22 protein-coding genes are annotated in these 26201 nt (G+C 72.4%); 9 read left to right on the forward strand and 13 right to left on the reverse strand.

The features are described 5' to 3' along the window. Window positions 1-3 precede the first annotated feature (3 nt). The gene (locus AB852_RS18915; RefSeq protein WP_073790469.1) at window positions 4-342 is read right to left on the reverse strand and encodes an RNHCP domain-containing protein; all 339 of its coding nucleotides are present in this window, start codon (window positions 340-342) and stop codon (window positions 4-6) included. A 712-nt stretch (window positions 343-1054) separates the two neighbouring features. Here AB852_RS18915 and AB852_RS18920 point away from each other — a divergent pair. Further along, complete coding sequence (locus tag AB852_RS18920; protein ID WP_073789843.1) at window positions 1055-2044, forward strand: ABC transporter substrate-binding protein; 990 nt, start codon at window positions 1055-1057, stop codon at window positions 2042-2044. Between the two features lie 30 nt (window positions 2045-2074). Here AB852_RS18920 and AB852_RS18925 read toward each other — a convergent pair whose 3' ends face one another. Continuing rightward, window positions 2075-2866: a helix-turn-helix transcriptional regulator gene (locus tag AB852_RS18925; protein ID WP_241561900.1), complete on the reverse strand. Its 792-nt coding sequence runs from the start codon at window positions 2864-2866 to the stop codon at window positions 2075-2077. A gap of 146 nt (window positions 2867-3012) precedes the next feature. Between AB852_RS18925 and AB852_RS18930 the strand changes: the two genes are divergently transcribed. Genes AB852_RS18930 through AB852_RS18945 form a run of 4 tightly spaced genes read left to right on the forward strand, consistent with a single transcriptional unit; the run spans window position 3013 to window position 7068 of the window. Continuing rightward, window positions 3013-4059 (forward strand): FecCD family ABC transporter permease, encoded by a 1047-nt coding sequence (locus AB852_RS18930; RefSeq protein WP_073789848.1) that lies wholly within the window; start codon window positions 3013-3015, stop codon window positions 4057-4059. A 5-nt stretch (window positions 4060-4064) separates the two neighbouring features. After that, entirely contained in the window at window positions 4065-5159 is a 1095-nt protein-coding gene (locus AB852_RS18935) for a FecCD family ABC transporter permease (RefSeq protein WP_079184752.1), read from the forward strand. Further along, a complete protein-coding gene (locus tag AB852_RS18940; RefSeq protein ID WP_073789851.1) occupies window positions 5156-6022 on the forward strand; it encodes an ABC transporter ATP-binding protein in 867 nt (288 codons plus the stop codon). Before AB852_RS18935 ends, AB852_RS18940 begins: the two co-directional genes overlap by 4 nt. After that, window positions 6019-7068: an ABC transporter substrate-binding protein gene (locus AB852_RS18945; protein ID WP_073789854.1), complete on the forward strand. Its 1050-nt coding sequence runs from the start codon at window positions 6019-6021 to the stop codon at window positions 7066-7068. Before AB852_RS18940 ends, AB852_RS18945 begins: the two co-directional genes overlap by 4 nt. Before the next feature lie 73 nt (window positions 7069-7141). Here the strand turns inward: AB852_RS18945 and AB852_RS18950 are convergent, their stop codons facing one another. Together AB852_RS18950 and AB852_RS18955 are read right to left on the reverse strand one after the other, a co-directional pair. Continuing rightward, complete coding sequence (locus tag AB852_RS18950) at window positions 7142-8842, reverse strand: ABC transporter ATP-binding protein (RefSeq protein WP_073790477.1); 1701 nt, start codon at window positions 8840-8842, stop codon at window positions 7142-7144. Continuing rightward, window positions 8835-10553: an ABC transporter transmembrane domain-containing protein gene (locus AB852_RS18955; RefSeq protein ID WP_073789856.1), complete on the reverse strand. Its 1719-nt coding sequence runs from the start codon at window positions 10551-10553 to the stop codon at window positions 8835-8837. Before AB852_RS18955 ends, AB852_RS18950 begins: the two co-directional genes overlap by 8 nt. Before the next feature lie 263 nt (window positions 10554-10816). Here AB852_RS18955 and AB852_RS18960 point away from each other — a divergent pair, with 263 nt between their 5' ends. Further along, complete coding sequence (locus tag AB852_RS18960; protein WP_073789858.1) at window positions 10817-12694, forward strand: siderophore-interacting protein; 1878 nt, start codon at window positions 10817-10819, stop codon at window positions 12692-12694. A 111-nt stretch (window positions 12695-12805) separates the two neighbouring features. Here the strand turns inward: AB852_RS18960 and AB852_RS18965 are convergent, their stop codons facing one another. From AB852_RS18965 to AB852_RS18985, 5 genes are all read right to left on the reverse strand, one after another. Beyond that, window positions 12806-14362, reverse strand: coding sequence for an alpha/beta hydrolase (locus tag AB852_RS18965; protein ID WP_079184753.1), 1557 nt, complete (start codon window positions 14360-14362; stop codon window positions 12806-12808). Window positions 14363-14827: 465 nt separating this feature from the next. Next, entirely contained in the window at window positions 14828-15223 is a 396-nt protein-coding gene (locus tag AB852_RS18970) for a hypothetical protein (protein WP_073789862.1), read from the reverse strand. After that, window positions 15220-15624 carry a hypothetical protein gene (locus tag AB852_RS18975; RefSeq protein WP_143201255.1) on the reverse strand — a complete coding sequence of 135 codons (405 nt, stop codon included), beginning with the start codon at window positions 15622-15624 and terminating at the stop codon, window positions 15220-15222. The genes AB852_RS18970 and AB852_RS18975 overlap by 4 nt, the downstream gene beginning before the upstream one ends. 169 nt (window positions 15625-15793) lie before the next feature. Beyond that, window positions 15794-16978, reverse strand: coding sequence for a helix-turn-helix domain-containing protein (locus tag AB852_RS18980; protein ID WP_073789866.1), 1185 nt, complete (start codon window positions 16976-16978; stop codon window positions 15794-15796). Between the two features lie 84 nt (window positions 16979-17062). Next, entirely contained in the window at window positions 17063-18310 is a 1248-nt protein-coding gene (locus AB852_RS18985; protein WP_073789868.1) for a helix-turn-helix domain-containing protein, read from the reverse strand. Between the two features lie 214 nt (window positions 18311-18524). Here AB852_RS18985 and AB852_RS18990 point away from each other — a divergent pair, with 214 nt between their 5' ends. Both AB852_RS18990 and AB852_RS18995 read left to right on the forward strand, forming a co-directional pair. Then, window positions 18525-19010 carry a hypothetical protein gene (locus AB852_RS18990; protein ID WP_073789870.1) on the forward strand — a complete coding sequence of 162 codons (486 nt, stop codon included), beginning with the start codon at window positions 18525-18527 and terminating at the stop codon, window positions 19008-19010. Window positions 19011-19090: 80 nt separating this feature from the next. Beyond that, window positions 19091-19795: an SAM-dependent methyltransferase gene (locus tag AB852_RS18995; RefSeq protein ID WP_073789872.1), complete on the forward strand. Its 705-nt coding sequence runs from the start codon at window positions 19091-19093 to the stop codon at window positions 19793-19795. A 27-nt stretch (window positions 19796-19822) separates the two neighbouring features. On the opposite strand, the gene AB852_RS19000 is transcribed toward AB852_RS18995, so the two are convergent. Further along, the gene (locus AB852_RS19000) at window positions 19823-20836 is read right to left on the reverse strand and encodes a transketolase family protein (protein WP_073789874.1); all 1014 of its coding nucleotides are present in this window, start codon (window positions 20834-20836) and stop codon (window positions 19823-19825) included. Then, window positions 20829-21677, reverse strand: coding sequence for a 1-deoxy-D-xylulose-5-phosphate synthase N-terminal domain-containing protein (locus tag AB852_RS19005; RefSeq protein ID WP_218623273.1), 849 nt, complete (start codon window positions 21675-21677; stop codon window positions 20829-20831). The genes AB852_RS19000 and AB852_RS19005 overlap by 8 nt, the downstream gene beginning before the upstream one ends. A gap of 316 nt (window positions 21678-21993) precedes the next feature. Between AB852_RS19005 and AB852_RS19010 the strand changes: the two genes are divergently transcribed. Continuing rightward, on the forward strand, window positions 21994-22851 hold the full coding sequence (locus AB852_RS19010) for an enoyl-CoA hydratase/isomerase family protein (protein ID WP_073789876.1): 858 nt from the start codon (window positions 21994-21996) through the stop codon (window positions 22849-22851). A gap of 201 nt (window positions 22852-23052) precedes the next feature. On the opposite strand, the gene AB852_RS19015 is transcribed toward AB852_RS19010, so the two are convergent. Both AB852_RS19015 and AB852_RS19020 read right to left on the reverse strand, forming a co-directional pair. Next, the gene (locus AB852_RS19015) at window positions 23053-23820 is read right to left on the reverse strand and encodes a FadR/GntR family transcriptional regulator (RefSeq protein ID WP_202535702.1); all 768 of its coding nucleotides are present in this window, start codon (window positions 23818-23820) and stop codon (window positions 23053-23055) included. Between the two features lie 215 nt (window positions 23821-24035). Further along, window positions 24036-26093 carry a PhoX family protein gene (locus AB852_RS19020; protein WP_073789879.1) on the reverse strand — a complete coding sequence of 686 codons (2058 nt, stop codon included), beginning with the start codon at window positions 26091-26093 and terminating at the stop codon, window positions 24036-24038. Window positions 26094-26201 lie beyond the last annotated feature (108 nt).

Here is a 26201-nt window from a genome sequence, read left to right on the forward strand (position 1 = left end):
TCCTCACAGTCCGGCGAACGCTTCGAGCGGGAACGGGGGCTGGGCGAGCGGCCGGACGGCCATCCGCATCAGGATCAGCTGGTTGTCGTCGGGGCTCAGCGGGCTGGAGGTCAGCTCGTCGCAGCGGGTGCAGCGGTGGATGACCGTCCAGGCGCCGGTGCGCAGGACGGCGATGGAGATGGGGGTCATCCGTGAGCGGCAGTCCGAGGGGCCGTCGTCGGCCTGGTCGTGCAGATGCCGTGAGTGCAGACAGCTGGGGCAGTGGTTGCGGACGGCGCCGTCGGGGTCGAGCGTGCCGACGGTCAGTCCGCAGCGGACACAGGGGAAGGTGCTGGTCCGCAGGACGGGACTCGGTTCATGGGACGGGGTGCCGGACGGTTCGTGGGCCGGGCGGTGGTGGTGTGACACCGGGCGTTCTCCTGGCTGGATGAGGTGGTGAAGGCAGCAGGAGTCGGCCGAGCGGTACTCGGGGAAAGCAGCGGGAGGAACGCCCCAGGGCATGCGCGGGCACGGTGCGAAGGGCACCGGCGGGGGATGCGGGTGGGGCGGACGGACCGGCGGACCGGGGCGCACGGCGTGCGGGACCGCGTACGGACACGGTGAACGGAAGGGTCGCGGGGAGCGGCCCACGGGTTCACCGGGGCGGGACGGGGATCAGCAGCCGGAAAGGCGCTCGGTCTTCCGAGGCTCGCTCGGCACGGGCCGGGGCATACATCACTGCTTTCTAGGGCTCGGGAGCCCGGGAATCGTCCGGGACGGCATGAGCCGCACCGGGGTGCCCGCCGTCGGGGCACGCGTGCACGCTAACAGTGCGGTTCGGGGCCCGGCGAGCCATTTTCTTCGGGGCGTCACCAGGAGATCAACTGATGTGAGTGGCACGTGTATTCGTGGTGTACAGGTGCATATCGGCTTAATCGGGCGGGGGTCGGGCGCCGGTCGTTCTAGACTTAGCCAAGGCTAACCAAACCTGGCCGTGTGCCGGGGGTGGAGCGTGCCGCCCGTTCCCCACCCCAGGGCCCCCAACGGCCCCCGTAGGAAGCAGAGAAAGAAGACCATGACGCCGAAGACCACAGCGCGCCGCTCGGGTGCCGCCCTCGCGGCCGTTCTCGCCGGTGCCCTCGCCCTGACCGCCTGCGGATCGGGCTCGGACGGCGACAAGAGCGCGAGCGGCGACAAGTCGGCCGCGGCGAAGGGCGACCGTACGGTCAAGACGGTCATGGGTGACGTCAAGGTGCCCGTCGAACCGAAGCGGGTCGTCGCCCTCGACACCGCCGAGCTCGACTCGCTGATCACCCTCGGGGTGAAGCCGGTCGGCGCGACCCGCACGGACTCGCCGTCCGGTTTCCCCGCGCATCTCCCGGCGGACCAGGTCGCGGGCGTGAAGCTCGTCGGTGAGATGGCGGCGCCCAACATGGAGGCCATCGCCGCCCTCGACCCGGATCTGATCCTGACCAGCAAGCTGCGCCACGGCGACAAGTACGACGAGCTGAAGGCGATAGCCCCGACGGTCATGACGGAGTCCACCGGGCTGCCCTGGAAGGAGAACTTCCTGGTGCACGCCGACGCCCTCGGCAAGAAGGACGAGGCAGCGAAGGCCGTCACCGAGTACTCCGCGCGTACCGCCGAGGTCACCACCGCGCTCGGCGGCAAGGACAAGGCCGCGGGGATCGAGGTCAACCTGGTCCGCTTCGTCGAGGGTGCGGACATCCGCATCTACGGCAAGGAGAACTACGTCGGCACCATCTTCAAGGACGTCGGTCTCGGCCGTCCGGCCGTCACGGACAAGGCGGAGGAGGGCTTCATGCTGAATGTGAGCCCCGAGAAGATCGACATGGCCGAGGCCGATGTCATCTTCCACTCCACCATCGGTGACCCGGAGAAGGCCAAGGCCACCCAGGTCCTCGGCAGCCCGCTGTGGAAGAACCTCGACGCGGTGAAGCGCGGCGATGTCCACCCCGTCAAGGACGAGGTGTGGATCCAGGCCATCGGCTACACCGGCGCCGCGAAGATCCTGGACGAGCTGGAGGCCGCGCTCACCAAGTGACGCCCCGGCGGCGGCGCACCGGCGAACGGCCTACGCGGCCGGCGCCTGGTGCGCCGCCGCCTTCTTCACATAGGCGCCGGGCGTCTGCCCGAAGTAGCGGCGGAAGGCCAGGATGTAGCCGTTCGTGCTGACGAAGCCGACCCGGGCGGCGACCGCGCTGACCAGATGCCCCTGCGCCAGCAGATCCAGCGAGTGGTTGAGCCGCAGCCGGGTGCGCCACTCGGAGAACGCGAGCCCGGTCTCCGCGCGGAACGCCCGCCGCAGACTGGTGGAGCTGGTGTAGAACTCGTCCGCCCACTCGGTGGCCGTCCGGGGGTCGCCCGGGTCGCGCCCGAGCGCGACCGCCACGCTCCTGGCCGCGTGCCCGGTGGGCTGCGGCAGCGGCAGACAGTCCTCGTGGCCCGACGACAGCGCGGCGAACACCACCGGGTCGTCCTCCTGCGCCTCCGAGGAGCGCATCCGCCCCAGCAGCAGCCGGCGCTGCTCGTCGGTGACGTTCACGGGGACGGCGTCCGTGTAGGGCAGATGGTGCTGGTCCGGATCGAACGTCTCCGATACGATCAGCGACTCGCTGTCGAAGCGGGCGCTGTGCGGCAGCCCGGCGGGCACCCACAAGGCGACCGACGGGGACAGTTCGTGGTCACGGCCCTCCGCGCTGATCACGATGCGGCCCACCGGCACGTACAGGAACTGGTGGTAGTCGTGGGCGTGCGTCGGGTGCCCCGCCGCCGCGGTGAAGTCGTCGTCCGCGAAGCGGTCGTCCGGCGGTGAAGGCTCGCCGCCGATCGTGCCGACCGCGGTCGGGCGTATGGTTCCGGCCACTTCTCCGGCCACTTCTTCTCCCCATCACTCGGGCCCGGTCCGACCCCTGATTGTGAGCGTTCCGCCCCCGGCCTTGGATCGGTCCCCGGCCAGGTAAGGGTAGCCTAACTCGTCGCTTGTCCAGGTGAGGAGTCCGAGGAACACCCATGATTGACACGTCCCCGACGGTGTCGACACCACCGCCACCGACGAGGACCCGGTCCTCGCGCGGTACGGCGATGGTGACCGGCTCCGTCCTCGTCCTGGCCGCGGTGCTCGTCGCCAGTATCGGGCTCGGCGCCCGTGACATCTCGCCGGCCGAGGTGGTCCGTATCCTCCTCGATCCTGACGGTGGCGCGTACAACTCCCATGTCCTGTGGACCGAACGCGTCCCGCGCACCTTCCTCGGACTGATGGTCGGCGCCGCGCTCGGCGCCTCCGGACTCCTGCTCCAGGCCGTCACCCTGAACCCGCTCGCCGACCCCGGCGTCCTCGGGATCGAGCAGGGCGCGGCCATGACCGTCGTCCTCGGCATCCTGTTCCTCGATGTCAGCGGACCCACCGGCTACTTCTGGCTGGCCCTCGTCGGCGCCGCGGTCACCTCGGCCCTGGTCTACCTCATCGGCACCCGTACCAACGCGGGCAGTTCCACCGTCGGACTCGTGCTCGCGGGCGTCGCCGTCGCGGCCGTGATGTCCTCGCTGATCACCCTGCTGGTGGTCCGGGACGAGGCCGTCTTCGCGAGTCTGCGGTTCTGGTCCATGGGCCAGCTCACCGGCCGGGCCAAGGTCATCGACGAGATCCTGCCGTTCGCCGTCGCCGGACTGCTGCTCGCCCTGCCGCTGGGCCGCACCCTCAACATCCTCGGCATGGGCGACGACGCGGCCCGCGGCCTCGGCGTCAAGGTCGGACGGGCGCGGCTCGGTGTCGCGGCCGTCGCCGTACTGCTGTGCGCGGCCGCCACCGCCGCCGTCGGGCCCGTCGCGTTCGTCGGACTGGTCGCCGCGCACTGCGCCCGGCTCCTCGTCGGCGCCGACCACCGCTGGTCGCTGCCGCTGTCCATGACCGTGGGGGCGATCCTGCTGCTGGCCGCCGACACCGCCGGACGCCTCGTCATCGACCACGGCGAGGTGCAGGTCGCGGTGATGACCGCGGTCGTCGGCACCCCGTTCTTCATCTGGCTCGCCCGCCGCCGCGACCTGGTCAGGGTGTGAGCGCCATGACCGCGTCCCGCACCACCGAGCCGGACACCCGCCCCGCCGCGACCCGCTCCCCCGACCAGGTCGCCGTGACGGTCGCGGCCCTGCGCGCCGGTCACCGGCGGCGCAACCGGCGGCTGACCGTCGTGTCGGCCGTCCTCGTCGCCCTGCTGGTGGCCCTGTTCGCCGCCTCGGTCCTGCTCGGCGGGGTCGGACGGGTCGCCACCGCCGACATCCTGCCCGCCGCCTTCGGGCTGCGGACCGGGCTCGCCGACTACATGATCTTCCAGACCCGGATGCCCCGCGCCCTCGCCGCCCTGCTGTCCGGCGCCCTGTTCGGTCTCTCCGGAGCCCTCTACCAGCGGCTGATCCGCAATCCGCTCGCCACCCCCGACATCGTCGGGATCTCGGCGGGCGCCGGAGCCGGGGCCGTCACCGTGCTGCTGTTCGCGCCCGCCCTGCCGTACGGGGCGCCGATCGCCGCGATCGTCGGCTCGTTCGCCCTCGTCGGGCTCGTCCATCTGCTGAGCTGGCGCGGCGGGGTCGACACCTACCGGCTGGTCCTCGTCGGTATCGGACTCAGCGGGATCTGCGTCGCGTACACCAACTACCTGTTCACCGTCGCCGACCAGCACAGCATCGCCGTCGCGCTGCGCTGGCTGGTCGGCAGCGTCAACGACGTCACCTGGGAGGGCGTCACCACCCTCGCCGTCGCCGTCGCCGGCTGCGGGGTGTGTGCCGCGCTGCTGTCCCCGTCGCTGCGGGCCATGACCCTCGGCGACTCGCTCGCCACCGGGCTCGGCGCCCGGGTCTCCTGGGCCCGGGTCGGCTGTCTGCTGCTCGGCGCCGCCGCCGCGGCGCTCGCCACCAGCATCGTCGGACCCATCGGCTTCGTCTCCCTCATCAGCGGACCGATCGCCGCCCGGCTCGTCGGCGCCGACCGCTCGGTCGCGCTCTCCGCCCTCGTCGGCGCGGTCGTCGTCCTCGCCGCCGACGTCCTCGCCCGCAACGCGCCCCTCATCAGCCCGGTCCCCACCGGCGTCCTCACCGCGCTGCTCGGCGCGCCCTACTTCGTCTGGCTGCTCCTGCGGCGCGGACAGAAAGCCACCACGTGAGAACCGAACAGCCCAAGGACTCCCGGCTCGAAGCCCGCGGCGTCAGCGCCGGATACGGCACGTCCCTGATCATCGAGGAACTGTCCCTAGGTATCGCCGACGGCCGGATCACCGCGCTCGTCGGCCCCAACGCCTGCGGCAAGTCGACACTGCTGAAGTCGATCGCCCGGCTGCTGCCGCTGGCCGCCGGATCGGTCCTCCTCGACGGCGCCGACATCCACCGGATGCCCACCCGTGAGGTCGCCCGCGGCCTCGGCATCCTCCCGCAGTCACCGATCGCCCCCGAGTCCATCACCGTCGGGGACCTCGTGTGGCGGGGCCGCCATCCGCACCAGCGGTTCGGCCACCGCAGGACCGCCGCCGACGAGATCGTCATCGCCCGGGCGCTGACCGCCACCGGCACCGCCGAACTCATCGACCGCCCGGTCGAGGAACTGTCCGGCGGCCAGCGCCAGCGGGTGTGGATCGCCCTCGCGCTCGCCCAGGACACCCCGACCCTGCTGCTCGACGAACCCACCACGTATCTCGACGTCGCCCATCAGATCGAGGTCATGGATCTGCTGGCCGACCTCAACGACCGCACCGGCAAGACGATCGTCCTCGTCTCCCACGACCTCAACCAGGCCGCCCTGTACGCCTCCGTCATCGTCGCGATGCGCGACGGCCGGATCGTCCGCCAGGGCACGCCCGAGGAGGTCCTCACCGAGGAGACCGTCGCGGAGGTGTTCGGCCTCGACTGCGTCGTCGTCCCCCACCCCCGCGCCGACCGGCCGCAGATCTTCCCCCTCGGCCGCCATATGGGCGGCCGGACCCCCGCGACCACCACCGCACCACCCGTTCCATCCATCCAGGAGACACGATGAACCGCCCGAACACCCCGATCCGCCGCCGTGGCGCGGTCCGGCTGCTGCTGGCCTCCGCCACCACCCTCGCCCTGGTCACCGGCTGCGGCGCGCAGGACGACGGCGGCTCCGGCGGCGGCTCCAAGGACTCCGCGCCGGGGTCCGCCAAGGGCTTCCCCGTGAGCCTCACCAACGCGTGGGGCACCACCAAGGTCGGTGAGAAGCCGGTGCGCGTCGCCACCGTCTCCGACGGGGACACCTCCATCGCCCTGGCCCTCGGCCTGGTCCCGGTGATCACCCCCGATGTCGAGGACGGCGACAGGACCGCCGAGTACAAGCAGCGCGCCCTCGACGACCTCGGCGTCGGCAAGCTGAAGACGTACGACGACACCGACGGCACCGACTACGAGGCGATCGCCGCCGAGGACCCGGACCTCATCCTCGGGATGAACACCTGGGAGATGGACGCCGACTACGCCAAGCTGACGCCCATCGCGCCCGTCGTCACCTTCAAGGACAAGAAGCACGCCGACACCCTCACCTGGCAGGACCGGCTCACCACCGCCGCGAAGGCCCTCGGTCTGGAGGACCGGGCCGCCAAGGTGATCGCCGCCAACAGCAAGGCGGTCCGCGACGCGGCCACCGCCAACCCGATCCTCAAGGGCAAGACGTACACGTACACCGTCGTCCACCCCGAGCAGGTCACCTTCATGTCGTACGGCGACCAGGACCCCGGTGTCTTCGAAGACCTGGGCCTGCGCAAGACGGCCAACGCGAAGGACTACTCCGCCACCAAGAACGGCGTCAGCCTGGAGAACCTGGACCAGCTGGAGGCGGACGTCCTGCTGGTCACCTACCCGTTCGGTGACGAAGGGCTGCTCAGCTCCTCCGAACTGGAGGGCAACAAGCTCTTCCGCTCCCTGAACGCCGTGCAGAAGGGCCACTTCGCCGTCATCCCCGCGGAGAACACCCTGTCCTCGTCCATCGCCTACCCCGACGCCCTCAGCGCGTCCTGGGTCGTCGAGGAGCTGACGCCGATCCTGGCGAAGGCCGCCCGCGGCAAGTAGCCGAGGACCCGGCCGCCCGCGCGGGGGGCGGGCGGCCGGGAACACGGCGCGGCAGCGGACAACGAGGGGACGGTCAGCGGCGGACGCCGCCGACCGTCCCCTCCGGCATGGTCAGCACCCGGTGCCCCCGCGCGACGGTCTCCGCGCGATGGGCGATCACCACCAGCGCCCGGTCCCCGGCCGCCGCCGACAGCGCGTCCTCGATCCGCGCGGCCGTCTCCCGGTCCACCCCGGCGGTCGCCTCGTCCAGCACCAGCACCGCCGGATCGGCCAGCACCGCCCGCGCGATCGCGACCAGCTGCCGCTCCCCGGTCGACAGCGAGTCCGCCTCCAGCGGGGTACCGAGCCCCCCGGGCAGCGACGCCACCCACCCGGACAGCCCCAGCGTGTCCAGCACCTCCGCGACCCGGTCGGGGCCGGGCCGCCCGGCCACCATCGCCAGGTTCTCGCCCAGGGTCCCCGCGACCAGCGTCACCTCCTGCGGCACCAGCACGATCCGCGACCGCAGCGACCGGGCGGTGAGCGCCGTCAGCTCATGTCCCCCGTACGTGACCGTGCCCCGGTCCGGCGGATACAGCCCCGCCAGCAGCTTCCCGACCGTGGACTTGCCCGCGCCGGTCGGGCCGACGACCACCAGCCGCTCCCCGGGCGCCACCGTCAGCGACAGCCCGTCCACCACCGGGGCCCCCGGACCGTACGTGAACCCGACCCCCGTCAGCACCAGCCGCCCCCGCGCGGGCAGCCCCACCGGATCGACACCGCCGGCCACCCCACCGGCCGGGGAGGCGCCCGTGGCCCGCACCAGGTCCAGCAGCCGGGCCAGGCGTACGTGCGCGGAGCGCGCCTCACCGAGCGACGCCGCCAGATCCTCGAACCGGCCCAGGATGTCCCGGGTCGCGAGGACGAACACCACCGCCACCCCCACACTCAGCCGCCCGTACCCCACGAACAGCGCGCTCAGCACCAGCAGCCCCGCGACACACCCCGCCTGGAGCAGCGTCAGCAGATTCAGGGTCAGCTCCGTGACGACCTCCCGCTCCCGGGCCGCCCGCAACCGGTCGTTGTCGGCGCGGAAACGCTTCAGCCAGCGCGGCACCGCACCGGAGATCCGCAACTGCTCCCGCGCGGGCAGCGACTCCGCGAACCGGGCCGCGACCGCCGTCTCCGCCGCGGCCACCCCCGCGTACGCGTCGCCCGCCCGGCGCTGGAAACGCCGGACGATCAGCACGGCGGGCGGCAGGAACCCGATCAGCAGCGCCAGCGTCAGCGGCCAGGAGTACAGCGCCAGCATCACCACCGTGAACACCAGCACCAGCGCCGCCGCCACCAGATCGGGCAGGGTGCCCCCGGCGAACCGCGCCAGCCCGTCCAGCTCCCCGGTCAGCCGCCGCAGCAGCTCACCCCCGCGGTGCGCCTCCACGAACCGCAGCGGCGCACCGCCCACCGCGGCCGTCGCGTGCTCCCGCAACCCCGCGAGCACCCGCTCCCCGACCCGGATCAGCCAGTACCGCGACGCCCAGGTCAGCACCCCCGTCGCCGCCACAGCCACGAGCAGCAGCAGGACCCGCCCGACCAGCGCCTCCCGGTCGCCGTCGTCCGCCGCGTCGACCACCCGGCCGATCGCGGCCGTCACCCCGACGGCGAGCGCCGCGCCCGCCAGATTGAGCACGACGGCCGCCGCGAGCGCCACGCGATGCCCCCGCAGCCAGGGGGCGGCGCGCCGGAACACCGCGCGCTGGTCGGGCAGTTCACCGAGAACGGGCTGGTCAGCCATGGCACGCTTCCTGATCGGACGGGGCGGGGCCCGCACGGCGGGGCGCCGGGACATCGGCGGCGCCGTCCGCCGGTACGGCGTGGGGCAGGACGATCTCCCGGTCGGCGAGCGCCCGGACGGCGGGGGAGTGGGTCGCGAGGACGACGATCCGGCCGGCGGTCGCCTCCCGCAGCCGGGCCAGCACCACGGCCTCGGTCCGCGCGTCCAGCGCGGCGGTCACGTCGTCCAGCAGCAGCACCGGACCGTCCCGCAGCAGGGCCCGCGTCAGCGCCACCAGATGCCGCTGGCCCCCCGACAGGGCCCGGCCGCGTTCCCCGACCTGGGTGTCCCAGCCCTCGGACAGCGGCGCGAGCGCCAGGTCCAGCCCCGCGACGCGCGCCACCGCGTCGAGCACCGCGTCGTCGTGGTCACCGGTCAGCAGCAGGTTCTCCCGGACGGTGCCGTGCAGCAGCAGCGGCCCGTCCGGGACGAGCCCCACCGTGTCGTACAGCTCGTCGCCGCCGGCGTCCGCCAGCGGCACACCCCCGAACCCCGCCTCGCCCTCGTACGGGACGAGCCGGGCCAGCGCGCGCAGCAGCGTGGACTTGCCGCAGCCCGTCGGCCCGGTCAGCGCGATCCACTCACCGGGTACCGCGTCCAGGTCCAGCGGACCGACCGGCGGCCGTCCCGGGCGCCGGACCGTGAGCCCCCGCACCCGCAGCGCACCCGCGCCCGGCAGTGCCACCCCCGCGCCGGGCACGGGCACCGGCGCCAGGACGGCGGAGATCCGCCCCGCCGCGACCAGGGCCTCGCCGCGGTCGCCGAGCCGCGCGATCATCACCGTGACCGCCAGCGACACCGTGCCCATCCACAGCACGAACGTCGTCAGCGCGCCCACCGTGATACGGCCGTCCACGACGGCGTGCCCACCGGCCAGCAGCCCCGCCGCCACCGCCAGCAGCGGCACCACGGCCGCCGCCGCCTCCCACACCGAACTCACCGACGCCAGCCGCCGGGTCCGCCGGGTGACCTCCGCGCTGCGCAGATGATGACGCTCCACCATCCGCCCCTCCGCGCCGACCCCGCGCAGCGGCAGCAGCGCCGCCAGCAGCTCCCCCGTGACGGACGCCCGCCGCCCGTGCGCCTCGGAGAGCTCCTCCGCGCGCCGCGCGAACACCGGCGGGAACACCCGGTTCAGCACCATCAGCACCGGCACCGTCAGCGCGGCCACCAGCAGCAGCAGCGGGTCGAGACCGCCGATCGCGGGCACCAGGACGAGCCCGGTGAGCCCGATGACCACCCAGGTCGTCAGCCCGTGCACCCAGGTCAGCACGGTGTCCACATCGCGGGTCGCCCGGGTGGTGAGGTCCCCGGAGCCGTCGGTCCGGCCGCGCAGGGTCTCCGTGCCGGTGGTGAGGACCGCCTTCAGCAGCCGCCCCCGCAGCCACGTCCCCGCCCGCGCCTCCGCGAGGTTGGACCACAGCTGCCAGCCCCGCATCCCCGCGTACTCCACGGCGGCCACCGCGACGAACGCCAGCGCCCACCCGGCGGCGACCCCCGGCGAGGACCGCGCCACCCCCGCGTCCACCGCACGGCCCAGCAGCCAGGGCAGCGCGAGAAACGCGCACTGACGCAGCGCGGCCCAGCCGACCGACCGCGCGAACTCCCCCCTGACCTCGGCGAGACACTGCCTGAGCAGTCGGGGGGCGGGCGCGGCACGGCGGCGTTTCACGGGGCGGTCCTTGTCACGAGCAGGGCGAAGGCACGATCTCCGGCCACGCTAGGAGCGGTACGCGGCGCGCGGTCCAAGGGACAGCGCGGACCCGTCGAAGCGGGCGGCCGTCCACCGGGCAGCCGGCGGGGGTCCCGTCCCGTCCACCGGCGGACCCCGGCGCGGCCGTGCTCGTGGTGCCACGACAATGACCCGCCGGTTGGATCGCGGACTCTCCGCTGTACGTAACCTGACCCGTACCGCCCGTCCCTGAGGAGTCACGTATGCCGGCCCGCAGTCCCCGTCCTGTCGCGACCTTCCCCATCGTGCTGAGGGAGCTCACGGTGCTGCGCGTCGCGGACGTCACCCCCGGGATGCGCCGGGTGACGCTGGGCGGCGCGCAACTGGGGGCGTTCCACCGGGACGGTCTCGATCTGCCCGCGCTGCGCACCGACGGCTTCGACGACCACGTCAAGTTCTTCTTCGCCGAGGGCGACGCCCCGCCGGTGCTGCCCCGCCAGAAGTTCGGCAGCCTCGACTGGCCCGAGGACGAGCGCCCCGTCGCCAAGGACTACACGCCCGTCCGGTTCGACCCGGAGGCCGGGGAGATCGACTTCGACTTCGTCCGGCACGAAGGCGGGATCGCCTCCTCGTGGGCCGAGTCCGTCGAGCCGGGGTCCGTGACCTGGATCGCGGGCCCGAAGATGTCCGCCGGTCACCCCGAGGGCGCCGACTGGCTGCTGGCGATCGGTGACGAGACCGCCCTGCCCGCGATCGGCCGCTGGCTGGCGGAGATGCCCGGGGGCACCCGGGCCCGCGTCCTGATCGAGGTCGGCGAGGACAGCCACCGCCAGGAACTGCCGACCCGCGCGGACGCCGAGATCGTCTGGCTGTCCCGCGACGGTGCCCCGGCCGGCACCACCGATCTGCTGGAACGCGCACTGCGCGACCTGGAGTGGCTGCCCGGCACGGCCTTCGTCTGGGCCGCCGGGGAGAGCGTCACCCTCAAGGCCATCCGCCGTCATCTGCGCGTCGACCGCGAGGTCCCCCGCGAGCTGACCGACATCACCGGCTACTGGCGGCGCGCGGCCACCGCGCCCGTACCGGGCCCGGACACCCCGCCCGGCGAGCGGGCCCCGGCCCCCGAACCGGACGACGACGAGGACGAGGCCCATGAGCGGCTGCACGAGCTGACCGATCTGGCCCCCGGCTTCGCGATCCGCACGGCCGTGACCCTCGGCCTCTTCGAACTGGTACGGCAAGGGGTGCGCGACGAGACCGAGCTGGCCCGCCGCTGCGCCGCCCATCCGGACACGTTCGGCGCGCTGCTGTCCTATCTGACCGGCATCGGCCTGCTCGACGCCGACGCCGACGGCATCCGGCTGACCCCGGTCTCCGAGGAACTCGTCGAGGACGACCACTCCTTTGACGAGTACCGACTCGACGGCGCCCAGGCCGCCCTGGACCTGTCGCTGGCGGGCCTGCTCGACACCGTCCGCACCGGAGCGGCGGGCCGGCGCGGCCCGTCCGGTGTCCCGCTCGGGGTGGCGATGCGCGACGACGAACGCCTCGGCGGCTCCGCCCGCGTCCTCATCGAGGAGGACGCGCTGTGGTTCGCCCCCGGTGTGGTCGGCGCCTACGACTGGACGTCGGTGGGCACCCTCACGGCGGCCGGTCACGGGGTCGGCGCCCTGGCGAACGCGCTGGTCAAGGCGGTGCCGGAGCTGCGGATACGGATCGCCGCGCTGCCGTCCGCGCTGCGGGTGCTGCGCGAGCGGATCCTGGACACGGACGCCCTGCCCCGGGTCGAGCTGATCGCCCAGAGCGGCCCGGTGCCGACCGGCGGCGACGCCGTCCTCGTCTCCCGGCTCCTCGACTGGCTGCCCGACGAGGACGCGGTCCAGGCGCTGTCCGACGCCGCCGCCGGACTGCCCGAGGGCGGCACGCTTCTCATGGTCGAGCAGGTCCGCCCGGAGGGTCCCGACGCGTTCGAGGACACCGACGCGGCCCTGCATCATCTGCGCCTCAAGTGCGCCTTCGGATCGGGGGTACGGACCGCCGGCGAGTTGACCACGCTGGCGGTCCGAGCGGGGCTGGCCGTCACCGACGGCCGGGACGTGGGCTGGGACCACCGCCTGTGGGTTCTGACCAAACCCCGGTAACGGTGGTCCGGCAAGCCGCCGGCCCACACGCACGTCCCTGCCGCCGGGGGAACACCGAGCGGCAGGGACGTGTCTGTCCTGAGCGACCTGAGCGACCTCAGCGGAGAGGGTTCAGCGTGGCCCGACGCCCAGCGGTCCCGGAACCTTCTTGGGGCCGGACCGCCCACCCGGGTCCGACCCGGCGGGGGCCGGGTTCACGTCGCAGTGCAGATCCTTCGCGGGCAGCCGCCCCGTGGTGAGGTACGCGGTCCCCGCGCGCTCGGCGCACTCACTGGTGCCGTAGCCGTAGACACCGTGCCCCTCGCCCTCGTCGACCGTGACCATCCGGGCACCCTTCAGGGCCCGGCGCATGCCCTGGCCCAGGGCGAGCGGGGTCTGCGAGTCCCACTCGTTCTGGACGATCAGCGCCTTGACGTGGTTGGAGACCCGGGTGACCGGCTCGACGGGCCGGTCCCAGTGGGCGCACGGGGTGATCCCGGCGGCGAAGTCCCCGTACACGGGGTAGCGGACGGCGTCCCGCAGGGAGTCGGCGCGGTAGCGGGCGGGGTCGCGTTCCCAGGCGACATCGCCGCACAGGATCGCCCACACGGAGGACAGTTCGTTGTCCGACGGATACTCCGGGGCGAGGAGAGCGGAACTCGTCGCGCGTCCCGCCGAGGCGTCCCGCACGGTCGCCACCGCGTCGGCGGCCACGACCGGGGTGAAGAACGGGGCCCGCAGAATCTCCCTGAGCGCGACACCGTCGTAGCGGACACCGCCGATGGTCACCGGCTCGCGGTCGGCGCGGCGCATCAGATCATGGAAGGTACGGCTGACCTCGGCGGCCGTCCCGCCGAGCGCGTACCGGTCGTGATGCCGCGCCGTCCAGCGCGCCCACCGGTGGAACGCCTTCTCGGACTCGGGCGCCCAGCCGCGGAAGAACTGGCGCCAGACCTGCGCCGGATCGACGGCGCTGTCCAGGACGAACCGGTCGGCCCGGCGCGGGAACATCTGGGTGTACACGGCCCCGAGGTAGGTGCCGTACGAGTAGCCGAGATAGCTGATCCGCTTCTCCCCGAGCGCCGCCCGGACGATGTCCATGTCCCGGGCGGTGTTGCGGGTGGTGATGTGCCGCAGCGTCTTCCGCTCGGCGGTACGGCACTTGTCGGCGACCGTCCGCGCCCAGCGCTCCGACGCATCGAACGTGGTCCGGTCCGAGTGCCGGGGCCAGGGCTTCTCCTCGTCGGTGAGACCGCAGCTGACGGGAGCGCTGCGGCCCACGCCCCGGGGGTCGAACCCGATGAGGTCGTAACGGTCCTTCACGGACCCGGGAAGCATCTCGGACAGGTCCAGCGGTATCTCAAGTCCGGGTCCGCCGGGGCCGCCGGGATTGGTGAGCAGCACACCGCGCCGCGCCGCGGGGTCGGCCGCCTTGATCCGGGACACCGCGATCCCGAGGGTGTCCCCGCCCGGCGCCCGATAGTCCAGCGGCACCCGGACGGTGGCGCACTCGAAGGCGGCCGGGGTGCCGGGCCCGCAGCGGGCGAAGTCGGGGCGCTGCTGGGTGAACGGCCGAAGCGGGTCGGTGACGGGCGCCCGCGCCCGTTCCGTGGCCGCGCCGGCCGCCGTAGGGATCAGGGTCGCCAGCACACTCACCGCGAGCACGGGCACGAGTCGTCTTACCTGCACGAAGGGGTTCCTTCCGGGTCGCCGCACGAACACGTCCGACCCTGCCCGATCCCCGGCATCCGGCGAATCCTCCGCATCGGCGGGAACCGTCGTCCCCTGGCGGTATCCCGTGGCCCGGACATCAACCCCTGGGTGTAGGGGAGTTGTCCTGGGTGATGCTGCGGCGCCCGGTGCCCGAGGGACAGGGACACGGACACCGGTCCGCTACGGCGCCCATCGTGAGGAGCCGTCCTTCCACCCGCATCCAGGTGACGCCGTGGCATGCGTGGGTGTCCTCGGCGCGCCCCGAGATCCGGGCCGTGAGGCACGCGGGGCACACGGCGATGGCCCGCCGGGGTGCGGGGCATCGTTCGTCGCACGGCAGGGCGTGCCGGTGGAGCGTTGTCCCCGGCCCGGACGCGGAGGGCGACGACTGTCTCTCGTATGCCTCGTGGTTCTGGATGGGTTGGTCGCAGTGGGAGCAGATCATGTCGGCTCCTGGACGGTGGTGCTGGTTGTGGCGAGGTGTTCGACGGCGCGGAGGATGATGGTGAGTCGGCGTCTGTCGAGTGCTTCGGCTTTCCAGAGGGCGACGAGGCGGGGGAAGGCGGTGGCGATGACGAGGGTGAGGAAGGCGTCTTCCTCGTCGTCGAGGGTGAGGGTGGTGCGGTAGCGGGTTTCGAAGCGGGGCCAGTCGCAGTGGAGGGTGGTGCCGTTGTCGGTGATGAGGAGTTGCCGCACGTCGGGGCGGGTGAGGAGGTCGCCTTCGTCGATGAGGGCGATGACGGCGGCTTGTTCGCCGGGGGTTCGTCCGCCTGCCCAGATGAGGAGGCGGTCGGTGAGGAGTTGTGGGTGTTCCGCCGGGGGTGTCTCAGTCGTCATGCGCGTTCTCCTGCGGCGGGGGTGTCGGATCCGCCGAGGTGGGCGAGGGCGCGTAGGACGAGGGTGAGTCGGTGTTGGCCGAGGGTGTCGAGTTGGCCGAGGGGTGCGGCGGTGCGCTGGGCGATGGCGAGGACCAGGACAAGGAAGGCGCGGTCGGAGGCCGACAGATCGGGGACGAGTACGTGACGGCGGGTGAGGCGGGCCCAGTCGCAGGCCATGTGGCCGTCCTGTTTGGTGATCAGGGCGGTGCGGATCTCGTCGCGGTCCAGGAGTTCGCGGTCCGCGACGAGTGCGGCGACGGCGGCCCGCTCGCGTGGGGCGCGGTGCTGGGCCCACTCGGTGAGGAGTTCCCCGAGGGACGGAGGTGCGAATGGGGGTGCCGTTCCGGTTGGGGTGGGCACGGTTGTACGGTGCTGCATGTCGACTCCTTGGGTCGGCCACGCCCCGGGACCGTTCACGCGGTCGCCGGGGCTCTCGCATGCACCAGGATGAGGGCAGCGCAAGGCCCCAACTATCAGTGGTTGTTGATAGTTGGGGCCAAAGGGTGGCCGTGCGCGAGGGGTCGGCGGGTCAGACGCCCAGCCATGTCCCGTAGGACAGGAAGTCGCCCGGGAGGCGGCGCTTCGCGGTCTCCAGTCCCTGGTAGGTCTGGCGGACCGTCGGGGAGTAACGGGCCTGCTGCGGGGCGGACTTCCGGGCGCGGACGAGGCTTCGGTACGACCCGTCGGTGTCGCCGGTCCACATGCGGGAGCGGGCCAGTTCCGCGTGGTGGTGGCTCTTCCTGGAGGCGGGCCAGTCCTCCGGAAGGGTCAGGCCGCGTCCGGCCGTGACGGCGGCTTCGTACTCGTTGATCTCGGCGAGGACGCTCACCCGGTGCACGGCGACGTTGGTGGGTCCGAACGCGAGCCACCACACCTGGACGGCCTCGCCCGTCCGCTGTGCGATGTGTTCGGCCGCCGTCAGATGTTCCTCCGCCTGGCCACGGTTCTGCGAACGTCCGGCGACGACCGCCGCGCCCAGGTACAACTGGCCGGTGGCGACGTCCCGTTCCCGCCCCGGGTCGGCCTGTCCGAGGGCTTCCAGGCCGAGGTCCACCAGGCGCCGTCCGGTCCTGTAGTGGCCGGACCGTAGATAGGTCATAGCCCGCATGTACCGGTGGATGCCGCCGACCACGGCGCTGGAGCCGCGTTGGGCCGCCCAGTCCATCCGGGCGAGGGCGAGCGTGGCGAGGTCGGTGTACCCGAGCTTCGTGGTCACGTCGTAGGCGGTGCGATAGGTGCTGGCGAGCGTCAGCCAGTCCTCGGTGGCGCCGTCCAGGTGCGCCGCCGTGGTGGCCTCGGGGACCAGGGCGGACACACGTGCGGCGGCGAGCTTGAGGTCCCCGTGGCGGACGGCCGCGCACAGCGCCTCGGCGTCGGCCGCGATCCGGTCACGCGGGCGGGGTGCGATGTCGGGGTCGGCGCCGAGGTCGTACACATCCAGCGCCTCACGGATCGGCAGGATCAGTATGTCCAGCTCGTCGGCGCGCAGTTCCGTCGCGTAGGGCTGGCCGTTGAGCGTGCTGACATCGATCCGGAGGGCGCGGGCCAGGCACCCGAGGACGTAGGGAGTGGCGGGGATGACCCCCTGCTCCGTCTTGGTGAGTGTGGAGTAGGCGACCCCGGACAGATCGGCGAGGGCCTTTTGCGTGAGGTGGCGTTCCAGGCGGAGGCGCTTGATACGCGCGGCCGTGTGGTCATACGGAAGTGCAGGCATGGTGGGCTCCGTTCCGACTCGACACCAGAACGGTACCCGGAGCTCGGGACCGTCTCCGCGTCGCAATGGGCGGGCCGCTCCGCCTCAGCGCGCGAGTTCCATCCCTCTGACCAGCGATGACAGAGCCGATGCCTGTGAGGGAACGCCCTTCAACGCGAGCGTCGACACCAGAGCTCGTGACATGGGGTCGGCATAGACGTAATAGGGGGCGGAACTCGCCGCTCCCTTCAGAGTGGCGACCGCCGCCGGCAGTCGCCCCATCCGTTCGAACGCGCGCGCCCGGTCGATCTCGTAGTGGGTGCGGCGTTCCTTGCTGGGCACGCTGGTGATATCGGCGTCTGGCACTTTGGTCAGCCCGGTGTCCGGTTCCTCGACCTCGACCCCGACCTCGGCGGCGTGGACGGCGACGGTGCCGCGTCCGAACACGGTCTGCTGGTCCACGTCGTGCCAGTCGGGGCCGAGCCGGTCGGCGTCCGTCAACGCCTCGTTGATGCGTGCCCACGCGTCACCACTGGTGCCCGCGCCCCGGGCGAACGCGACCGCCGCGCGCAGATGCAGGGCTCCGCGCATCGAGAGAGCCTGGGGCTCGGGCGTGCGGGCGGCGGCCAGCGGCTCCAGGTCCCGCAAAGCCGCCTCGGCCACTGCCACGGCCTCCGGCAAGGAGCCCTGGTGCAGGAGTGCGCCACAGCGGTCCCACGCGACAGCGGCCCGCACCAGCGGATCGTCCAGAACGGTGGCGGCGCCCGCCGCGACCTCGGCGGCCACCCACGCGAGATCGGGGTAGCCGAGCTGGTTGAGACACATGCGGGCCGTGCGTGCCGCGTCGGCCATCAGTCGCAGCGCCTCGCTGCGCGGCCTTCCGCATTCGGTCATGATCGCCGTGGTCAGGTCCTCGATCAGGAGCGGCAGTTCGACCGCGACGGCGGGAAGGTCCGCCGCCTGCCTCGCCCGATTCGCCGCGGCGGCACGTGCGTGCAGGTCCCTTGTGGCCAAGGGGGTGCCCTGCGGGGTGAGCCCCGGGTGGCCGGACAGGGCGAGTCCGGCCCGGCGCAGTCCGGTGCGGAGTGCGGGGATGTGAGCGTGTGCGAGGGACCCGCCGTCGCCCCGCAGCCGGTACGGCTGACCCAGCAGCCACACCACGTCAACATCGGTCAGGTCCGCGATCGACGAGATCACCGAGTACCGGTCGAGGGCCAGCCGCCCGCGCTCGATGTCCTGCACCCAATGCTCGGAGCGGCCCAGGAACCCTGCCATCTCGACTTGGGTGAGTCCTGAAGCTGTTCGGGCGATACGCACACGAGTACCGATGTGCTGGTCCGTGGCCTCGGTCATACGGGGAGCTCCATTCCGAGTCGACATCAGAACGGTACCCGGCCTCCGTCATCGGGCCCTGCCTGATGACGGAGGCCCGGCGGTCGGCGCCCCGGTACGGCTTCATCGTCAACTCGCCTTCCGCCGCGTGTACATGGTGGCTCGTTCCGCATCGCGTACGGTCTCCGAAGTGCGGGCCTCAGCCCACGAATCGCCGACGAGCTCAAGGAGAGACATGACTACGATCGCGGTCACGGGACACATGGACCTGACCGATGCCAGCGTGCCGCTGGTACGGGCCGCTCTGGCGGAGACGCTGGCACCGCACACCGGCGGCCTGGTCGGGGTGTCCTGTATCGCCAAGGGCTCGGACTCCCTCTTCGCCGAGGCCGTTCTGGAGGCCGGGGGCCGTCTCGTCGTGGTGATCCCGTCGCGGGACTACCGGGAGCGGAAGGTCCGCCCCGATCACGCCGAGACCTTCGACCGTCTCGTCAAGGCGGCCGACGAGGTCGTCGTCCTTCCGCACGAGACCGCGAACCGGCAGGCGTACGAGGCGGCGAACTCCGTGCTCCTGGAACGTGCCGATCGCCTGGTCGCCGTATGGAACGGTGAGCCGCCCACCGGAAAGGGCGGCGGCACCGCGGACACCGTGCTCGAAGCGCGGACGGCGGGCGTCCCCGTCGACCGGATCTGGCCGGACGGCGCGGCCCGGCGCGGGTGACCCGACCGTCCCGCCTCGTGCCTCGGACGGAACCCGTACCGGGCGGCTGTGCCCATGAACGAGAACGGAACGGAACCGCAGTGACCGACACCCGTAGTGCTGCCTGGGACGAGTACGCGCGGACCAAGCCCCAGCGGCGTACGACGAACGCACGTGGTGAGACCACGTGGTTCAACTGGACCCAGTACGCCGACCACGGACCCGGGGCCGAGGTGCTGGCGTTGGAACCGGGTGGGACCGCGCTCGACCTCGGCTGTGGTGCGGGCGGGAACGCCGCTCACCTCGCCGGTCTCGGTGTGCGGGCTGTGGGCATCGACCTTTCCCCCGAGCAGCTCGCGAAGGCACGGGAGCGGTGGGCCGATGTGGACGGGATGGAGCTGCACCAGGGCGACGCGCCCGCCTACCTGCGAGAGAGCCGCACGGTCTTCGACGCGATCTACAGCGTCTTCGGCGCGGGTTGGTTCTCCGCCCCGGGCCTGCTGCTGCCGGTCGTGCATGCGAACCTCAGGCCCGGCGGCGTGTTCGCGATGTCCCAGCGCCCTCCGATCGAGGGGTGCTACGGGTGCCAGGCGTCGTACATCCCTCGCGGGCCCGACGAGGACCCCGCCGTCGTCAAGCGGTGGGACCACGAACCGGATGTCTGGGCGCTGATCCTCAAGGAGCACGGGTACGTGGACGTGTCCGCCTCCGTGATCGCCGCGCCCCCGGGTTCCCGGCGCACCACGGGCACATTGCTCGTCCGGGGCGTCCGGGGCGGCCACGAGCAGCCGGTGGCGTCGGACTGAAGCCGGAGAACCTCCGGCGGACACCGCTCAGACAGGGGAGTACGCCCCGCTCCCCGTGGTCGTCTCCGGGGTGTCGGGTGTCTCGGGTGCGGGGCCGGGGCGGTCGAGGGCGGACCACGCGGCCTCCACCACGTGCCGTACCGACAGTCCGTAGCGTTCGAAGAGGTACGGCGCGGTCAAGGAGCCCTCGGCGAAGGTGTCCTGGATGCCGATCCGGCGCAGCGGCCGTCCGATGCCCGCCTCGGCGAGGGTTTCCGCGACCGCCGATCCGAGGCCGCCGACGACCGAGTGGTTCTCCGCCGTGACCAGGGCCCGGACCCCGCCCGCCACCTCCCGTACGGTCGCGCCGTCCAGGGGTTTGAGGGTGGGGACGTGGACCACGGAGACCGAGACCCCGGCCTCCTCCAGCGTGCGCGCCGCGGCCAGTGTGGTCGCGAGCATCATCCCGCTGGAGAACAGCGCGACGTCGATGCCGCGCGCCAGCACCTCCGCGTGCTGGAGCGACAGCCGGTGTCCGTCGTCGAACACCACGGGGATCTCCCCGCGCTTGAGCCGGACGTACACCGGTCCGGGGAGGTCGGCCACGGCGCGTGCCACCTGCGCCGTCTCCACCGCGTCCGCCACATCGACGACCGTCATGTTGGGCAGGGCCCGCATCAGCGCCACATCGTCGATGGCCTGGTGGCTCGGTCCGCCGGGGGTGGACACCCCGGGCATGAAGCCGATGATCCGTACCGGCAGCGCCGGGTAGGCGATGGCGTTGGCGATCTGGTCGTAGGCGCGGCGGGTCGCGAAGACCCCGAAGGTGTGGACGAACGGCAGATGACCGGAGCGTGCCAGGGCCCCGGCGACACCCATCATGTTCGCCTCGGCCATCCCCGCGTGCACGAACCGTTCGGGGAACTCCGCCTGGAACAGATCGATCTCGCACTGCCGGGTCAGATCCCCGCTGAGGCACACGATCTCGGGCCGCTCCCGGGCCAGTTCGAGGAACGCGGTGCCGTACGGCTTGGTGCGTACGGGGTAAGGGGGCCTACGCATGGAGTGCCTCCAGCTCGCGGGTCAGCTCGTCGATCGCCCGCCAGGCCAGCTCCGGGGACAGTTTGATGAAGTGGCCGTCGGCGTCCGGCGGCAGACAGTCCAGTCCATGGCTGGTGGAGGTCCGGCACACGACCACGCTCGGGCGGTCCGGCTCCGCGTCCGCGTCCGCCAGCGCGGCGGCCAGGGCCACCGGGTCATGACCGTCGACATCGGCCGTGTGCCAGCCGAAGGACTCCCACTTCGCGGCGATCGGCTCCAGGGTGGTGACGGTGTCGACGGGCCCGTCGACCTGCGAGTTGTTGGCGTCCACCAGCACCGTGAGCGAGGCGAGCCCGTGGTGCGCGGCGAACATGGCGGCCTCCCATACCTGGCCTTCCTCCAGCTCGCCGTCGCTGACCATCGCGAAGGTGCGGACGTCCCGTCCGCGCATCCGGTCCGACAGGGCGAAGCCGGCGGCGGCGGACAGCCCCTGCCCGAGCGAGCCGCAGGTGTGGTCGACGACCGGGGAGCGCTCGCTGCCGATGGCCTCGACCCCGGAGCCGTTCTTCCCGTAGTCCCTGAGCGCGCTCTCGTCCAGCAGCCCGAGCGCGACGGCGGCGGCGAACGGGCCGATGACGTAGTGGCCGGGTGAGCAGACCAGCCGGTCCCGGCCGGGCCGCGCGGCGCTGAACAGCGCGGCGACCTGCTCGGCGGAGGAAAGGGCCTGTCCGAGATAGCCGAAGCCCTGCGGGGCGACCATGCGGACCGCGTTGAGCCGGACGCGCAGCGCCAGCTCCACGGGATCGGTGACTGTCCAGCGGCTTCCCGGGTCGGAGAAGCGCCGCACGGTGGGCATCAGCATCGGTGGTGATCCCTCCAGAAGACATGGAGCACTGAGTGGCCTAGCCAATGTAGGGAGGGTGGCGGGGGTCGTCAATCGCCCTGCGAGGGCCTTTCAGGGCAAGTGGTGAGCGAAGAGGGCCTTGACCGGGGGTTTGCTGTCGATCTACGGTCGTAAGTGGTTAAGCCAATTAAGTTGCCGCGCGGCCGACTATCGGCCGCACCACAGCACCACCAGAAGCACGGGCACCACGCGTGTCACCGGCACCACCAGCAGCACCCGAAGCGCCACCCAGCAGCACCACCCACCCGCACGCCAGCCAAGGAGGGGGCACCCGATGTCGCTCCAGGAGTTCATTCCCACCCCGGATTTCGAGGAGTACCGCGAGACGTTCAAGGACTTCTTCCACCTCGAACGGACCGACGGTGTCATCGTCGCCCGCGCGCACACCCTCGGCGGCCCGATCCAGCTCAGCGTCCAGAACCACCGGGCCCTCGGCCAGATGCTCAAGACGATCGGCGCCGACCCCGAGAACGAGGTCCTGATCCTCACCGGCAGCGGTGAGGAGTTCATGATGGACGCCGACCCGGAAGGGTTCGCGCTGGAGGACGAGGACCTGCCGCACTGGGCGTACGAGTACGCCTACAAGGACGGCCGGATCAATGTCAGCTCGCTGATCAACGACCTGGAGATCCCCACCATCGGGATCTTCAACGGCTCGGGGTTCCACTCCGAGATCGTCCTGATGTGCGACATCACCCTGTGCGCCGAGGACGCCACCGTCTTCGACCTGCACTACGACATCAGCTCGGTACCCGGCGACGGAATCCACAGCTGCTTCCAGGAACTCCTCGGCGTCAAGCGCGCCGCGTACGCGCTGCTCACCGGCGAGGCCATCAGCGCCCAGCAGGCGCTGGAGTGGGGCATGGTCAACGAGCTGCTGCCGCGCGCGGAGCTGCTGGAGCGCGCCCGGACGATCGCCGCCCACATCATGTCCAAGCCCCGGGTCACCCGGCGGCTGACCACCCAGATCGTCCGCAGGCCCTGGCGCCGCCGGATCACCGACGACCTCGACGGCGGTTTCGGCATCCAGATGTTCGGTCATCTGGCCAAGCAGAAGTCCATCCACAGCAAGAAGCACATCGCGGACACCGTCGCGTATGTGCGTGAGGGCCGTCCCAACAACTTCGACTGACCCGCGCACCCAGGGCCCGCGCACCCGCTTTCCCGCGCGCCCGGTTCCCGCGCGCCCCGGCCCGGCCGGGGCGCGCCTTTCCGTCGCGGTGCGGCGCGACCATGGGCCCCGCCCCCGACCCTCGCCCTCACAGGCCGGGGCGGGCGCGGGGCCCACGCGCTCAGCGGCCTACGCGCCTCGGGCTCACACGTCTCAGGGGGCTCACGCGCTCAGCCGCAGATGGCGGCTCATCACCTCATGGTGATGGCGCACCGCGTACAGCGCCGCGTCCACGTCCCGGCGCTGCACCGCCCGCAGGATCGGCTCGTGGATCGCCGTCAGGTCCCCGATCCGGTCGGGCTCCAGCCACCGGGGGACCGTGCCGCTGTCGACCCACGCGCGGTACTCGTAGTCGATCAGCGCGGTGTGCGCGCTGTCGAACATCGCCGCGAGGTACGTGTTGTGCGAGGCGCCGATCAGCGTCGCGTGGAAGTAGGTGTCCGCGCTCATCCAGCTCGCGATGTCGCCCGCGCTGCCCGCCAGCCGCCGCAGCGCCCGCTCCGCCTCCGCGAGCTCCTCCGGTGTCGCCCGCTCGATCGCCCGGACGACCCCGGTCGACTCCAGCGACAGCCGCAGCTCGGCCAGCGAACCCACCGACTCCGGGTCCACCTCCAGCATCAGGCTCATCGAGGCGGCCAGGTTGACCTCGGGCCGCAGCCGTACGTACGCGCCCGATCCGCGCCGCGACTCCACCAGACCCTTGACGACCAGGATGCGGATGGCCTGGCTCACCGTGGGGCGGCTGGTCGACAGCAGCACCGCGAGATCCCGCTCCGACGGAATACGCGAGCCGTCGCTCAGCTCACGGGACAGGATCAGCTGCTGGACCTGCGCGGCGATCTCCTGCGCGACCCCGTCCTGCCCGGCCGCGCCGATGCCCTGGAGTGCCTGCCAGGGACTGTCCGGCGGGAGTTGCTTCGTACGCGTCACGCGACCACCTCCACCGCTCATGACCCGGGTCCGGCACCCGCGCCCGGTACGTTACCCCAGCCCCGGCCCGCCCCCGCGCCGTCCGGACGGGGCCGGACCGGCCCGGGTGCGCGGGTCCCGCCGGTCCGCCGGCGAAGGGGTCCGGGGACCGCGAAGGCTCCCGTCACCCCGGAGAGCGGGGCGGCGGGAGCCAGGGCACCGGGCGCGGCGTGGGCTCAGACGCCGATGTCACGCCCGTCGGTGCGCCACACCGCGACCACGGCCGGGCGGACGATCCGGCCCGGACCGTCGGGCCAGGTGCTCGCCGGGTTCTCGACCGACGCGCCGTCCAGCTCCCCGGGGTGCTGCACGGCGACCAGCACCCTGCGGTCCTGGATGACGGGACCGCAGGTCTCCGCACCCACCGGCACCGTCAGGAACTGCTTCAGCTCACCGCGCCGCTCGCCCCGGGTCGCCACCCCGAACAGCCCGTCGTTCGAACCGAGCTTGTTGCCGTCGGTGGAGATCCACATATTGCCGTGCGGGTCGAACGCGACATTGTCCGGGCACGAGATCGGGGAGACCCGCTCCTTGGGGAACCCCGCGAAGTACGTCGCCGGGTCCGCCGGATCGCCCGCCACCAGGAACAGCCGCCACGCGAAACGTTCCCGCGCCGGGTCGTCGCGCTCCTCCGCCAGCTCCAGGATCTGCCCGTGCTTGTTGAGGACGCGCGGATTGGCCTCGTCCGCGCCGGGCTTGCCCGGCTTGCCGCGCTCGGTGTTGTTCGTCAGCGCCACGTACACCCGCCCGGTGCGCGGGGACGGCTCCACGTCCTCGGGACGGTCCATCTTCGTCGCCCCGGCCCGGTCGGCCGCCAGCCGGGTGAACACGTACACCTCCTCCGCCGTCATCCCCGGTACGTGCGAGACCTCACCCGTCGCCAGCGGGATCCACTCACCGGCGCCGTCGAACTCGCCGTCGGCGGGATGCCGCCCGCTGCCGTCGATCTCGCCGGGACTGTCGCCCGTCAGCTTCGCCACGTACAGGGTGCCCTCGTCCAGCAGCGTGAGGTTGTGCTCCCGCGCCGCCCGCGAGGTGCCCCGCATCATCCGCTGCGACGACACGAACTTGTAGAAGTACTCGAACCGCTCGTCGTCGCCCATGTACACCACCGGACGGCCGTCGTCGGTCAGCCGGGGCTGCGCCCCCTCGTGCTTGAAGCGGCCCAGCGCGGTCCGCTTGCGCGGCACCGAGTCCGGGTCGAACGGGTCCAGCTCGACCACCCAGCCGAAACGATGCGCCTCGTTCGGCTCCCGGGCCACGTCGAACCGCTGGTCGAACCGCTCCCATTTCCGCTCGGTGGCACCCGGCGCGATGCCGTACCGCTGGTCCGTGGGGCGGGAGCCGTTGGCGAAGTAGATGTTGATGTTCTCCTCGCCGTGCAGCGTGGTGCCCCACGGCGTCGTACCGCCCGCGCAGTTGTTGAACGTACCGAGCGCGCGGGTCCCCGACGGATCGGCGCCCGTGCGCAGCAGGGGCGCGCCCGCCGCCGGGCCGGTGATCCGGAACGGGGTGGTCGCGGTGATCCGCCGGTTCAGCCGGTGCCGGGGCACCGGCGCCAGCGCGCCCGACCGCCGCCGCTCCTCCACCACGACCACCGACAGACCGTGCGCGGCCCAGGCGATCTCCACCTGCTCGCGCGTCGGGTTCTCCGGGTCGTAGTCGCGGAACATCAGCGTCTCGGTGGTGTATTCGTGGTTCGCCACCATCACCTGGCGCCCGTGCTCGCCCCGCAGCGGCAGCAGGGACAGGAAGTCGTTGTTGTAGCCGAACTGACCGGACTGCGCCCGTGCGCTCTGGCGTTCGGGGTCGAAGTCCGGCGCACCGCGCAGGATCGGTTCGCCCCAGCGGATCACCACGCTCTGCGCATGGCCCGCCGGTACGGTCACCGTGTCGTGCTCGTTGGGGGCGACCGGGGTGAAGCGCAGGCCCCGGGCCCCGTCCGTCCGGCCGTGCCGGGAACTCGTCGGCCGGGCGGCGGCAGCGGCCTCGGCCCGCCCCGCGCCCGGACCGACGGCGGTGGCCCCGGCCGCGGCGGCGACCGTCACCACGGCGGCGGCCCGCATCATCGAACGCCGGGAGAGCGCCCCGGCGATGATGTCACCGGCGTACGCGTTGGCGCTGGTGTTGGGGACCTCCTGGAAACACGCGTCACCGCAGCGGTAGCGGCAGGTGAGCGCGGACCGGCCGCCCGCGTGGCGCGGGGTGCTCAGAACCGGCAGCAGTTCGTGCACGTCGTCCTCCTCAGGTGCGTGACGCACCGACGAAATCTCGGATCATCCGGGGACAGCGAACGGCGGGGCTCGCCCTGCCCCGCCGCCGTACGACCGACTCCTCCACTT

Source organism: Streptomyces uncialis, from assembly GCF_001905345.1.
GTDB classification, from domain to species: domain Bacteria; phylum Actinomycetota; class Actinomycetes; order Streptomycetales; family Streptomycetaceae; genus Streptomyces; species Streptomyces uncialis.

Bases quoted from the DNA above. Each gene is read 5' to 3' on its own strand.
- AB852_RS18945 (WP_073789854.1), top strand. From the start codon at position 6,019: ATGAACCGCCCGAACACCCCGATCCGCCGCCGTGGCGCGGTCCGGCTG.
- AB852_RS18920 (WP_073789843.1), top strand. From the start codon at position 1,055: ATGACGCCGAAGACCACAGCGCGCCGCTCGGGTGCCGCCCTCGCGGCC.
- AB852_RS18960 (WP_073789858.1), top strand. From the start codon at position 10,817: ATGCCGGCCCGCAGTCCCCGTCCTGTCGCGACCTTCCCCATCGTGCTG.
- AB852_RS18930 (WP_073789848.1), top strand. From the start codon at position 3,013: ATGATTGACACGTCCCCGACGGTGTCGACACCACCGCCACCGACGAGG.
- AB852_RS18990 (WP_073789870.1), top strand. From the start codon at position 18,525: ATGACTACGATCGCGGTCACGGGACACATGGACCTGACCGATGCCAGC.
- AB852_RS18980 (WP_073789866.1), bottom strand. From the start codon at position 16,978: ATGCCTGCACTTCCGTATGACCACACGGCCGCGCGTATCAAGCGCCTC.
- AB852_RS18985 (WP_073789868.1), bottom strand. From the start codon at position 18,310: ATGACCGAGGCCACGGACCAGCACATCGGTACTCGTGTGCGTATCGCC.
- AB852_RS18970 (WP_073789862.1), bottom strand. From the start codon at position 15,223: ATGACGACTGAGACACCCCCGGCGGAACACCCACAACTCCTCACCGAC.
- AB852_RS18935 (WP_079184752.1), top strand. From the start codon at position 4,065: ATGACCGCGTCCCGCACCACCGAGCCGGACACCCGCCCCGCCGCGACC.
- AB852_RS19000 (WP_073789874.1), bottom strand. From the start codon at position 20,836: ATGCGTAGGCCCCCTTACCCCGTACGCACCAAGCCGTACGGCACCGCG.
- AB852_RS19005 (WP_218623273.1), bottom strand. From the start codon at position 21,677: ATGCTGATGCCCACCGTGCGGCGCTTCTCCGACCCGGGAAGCCGCTGG.
- AB852_RS19010 (WP_073789876.1), top strand. From the start codon at position 21,994: ATGTCGCTCCAGGAGTTCATTCCCACCCCGGATTTCGAGGAGTACCGC.
- AB852_RS18950 (WP_073790477.1), bottom strand. From the start codon at position 8,842: ATGGCTGACCAGCCCGTTCTCGGTGAACTGCCCGACCAGCGCGCGGTG.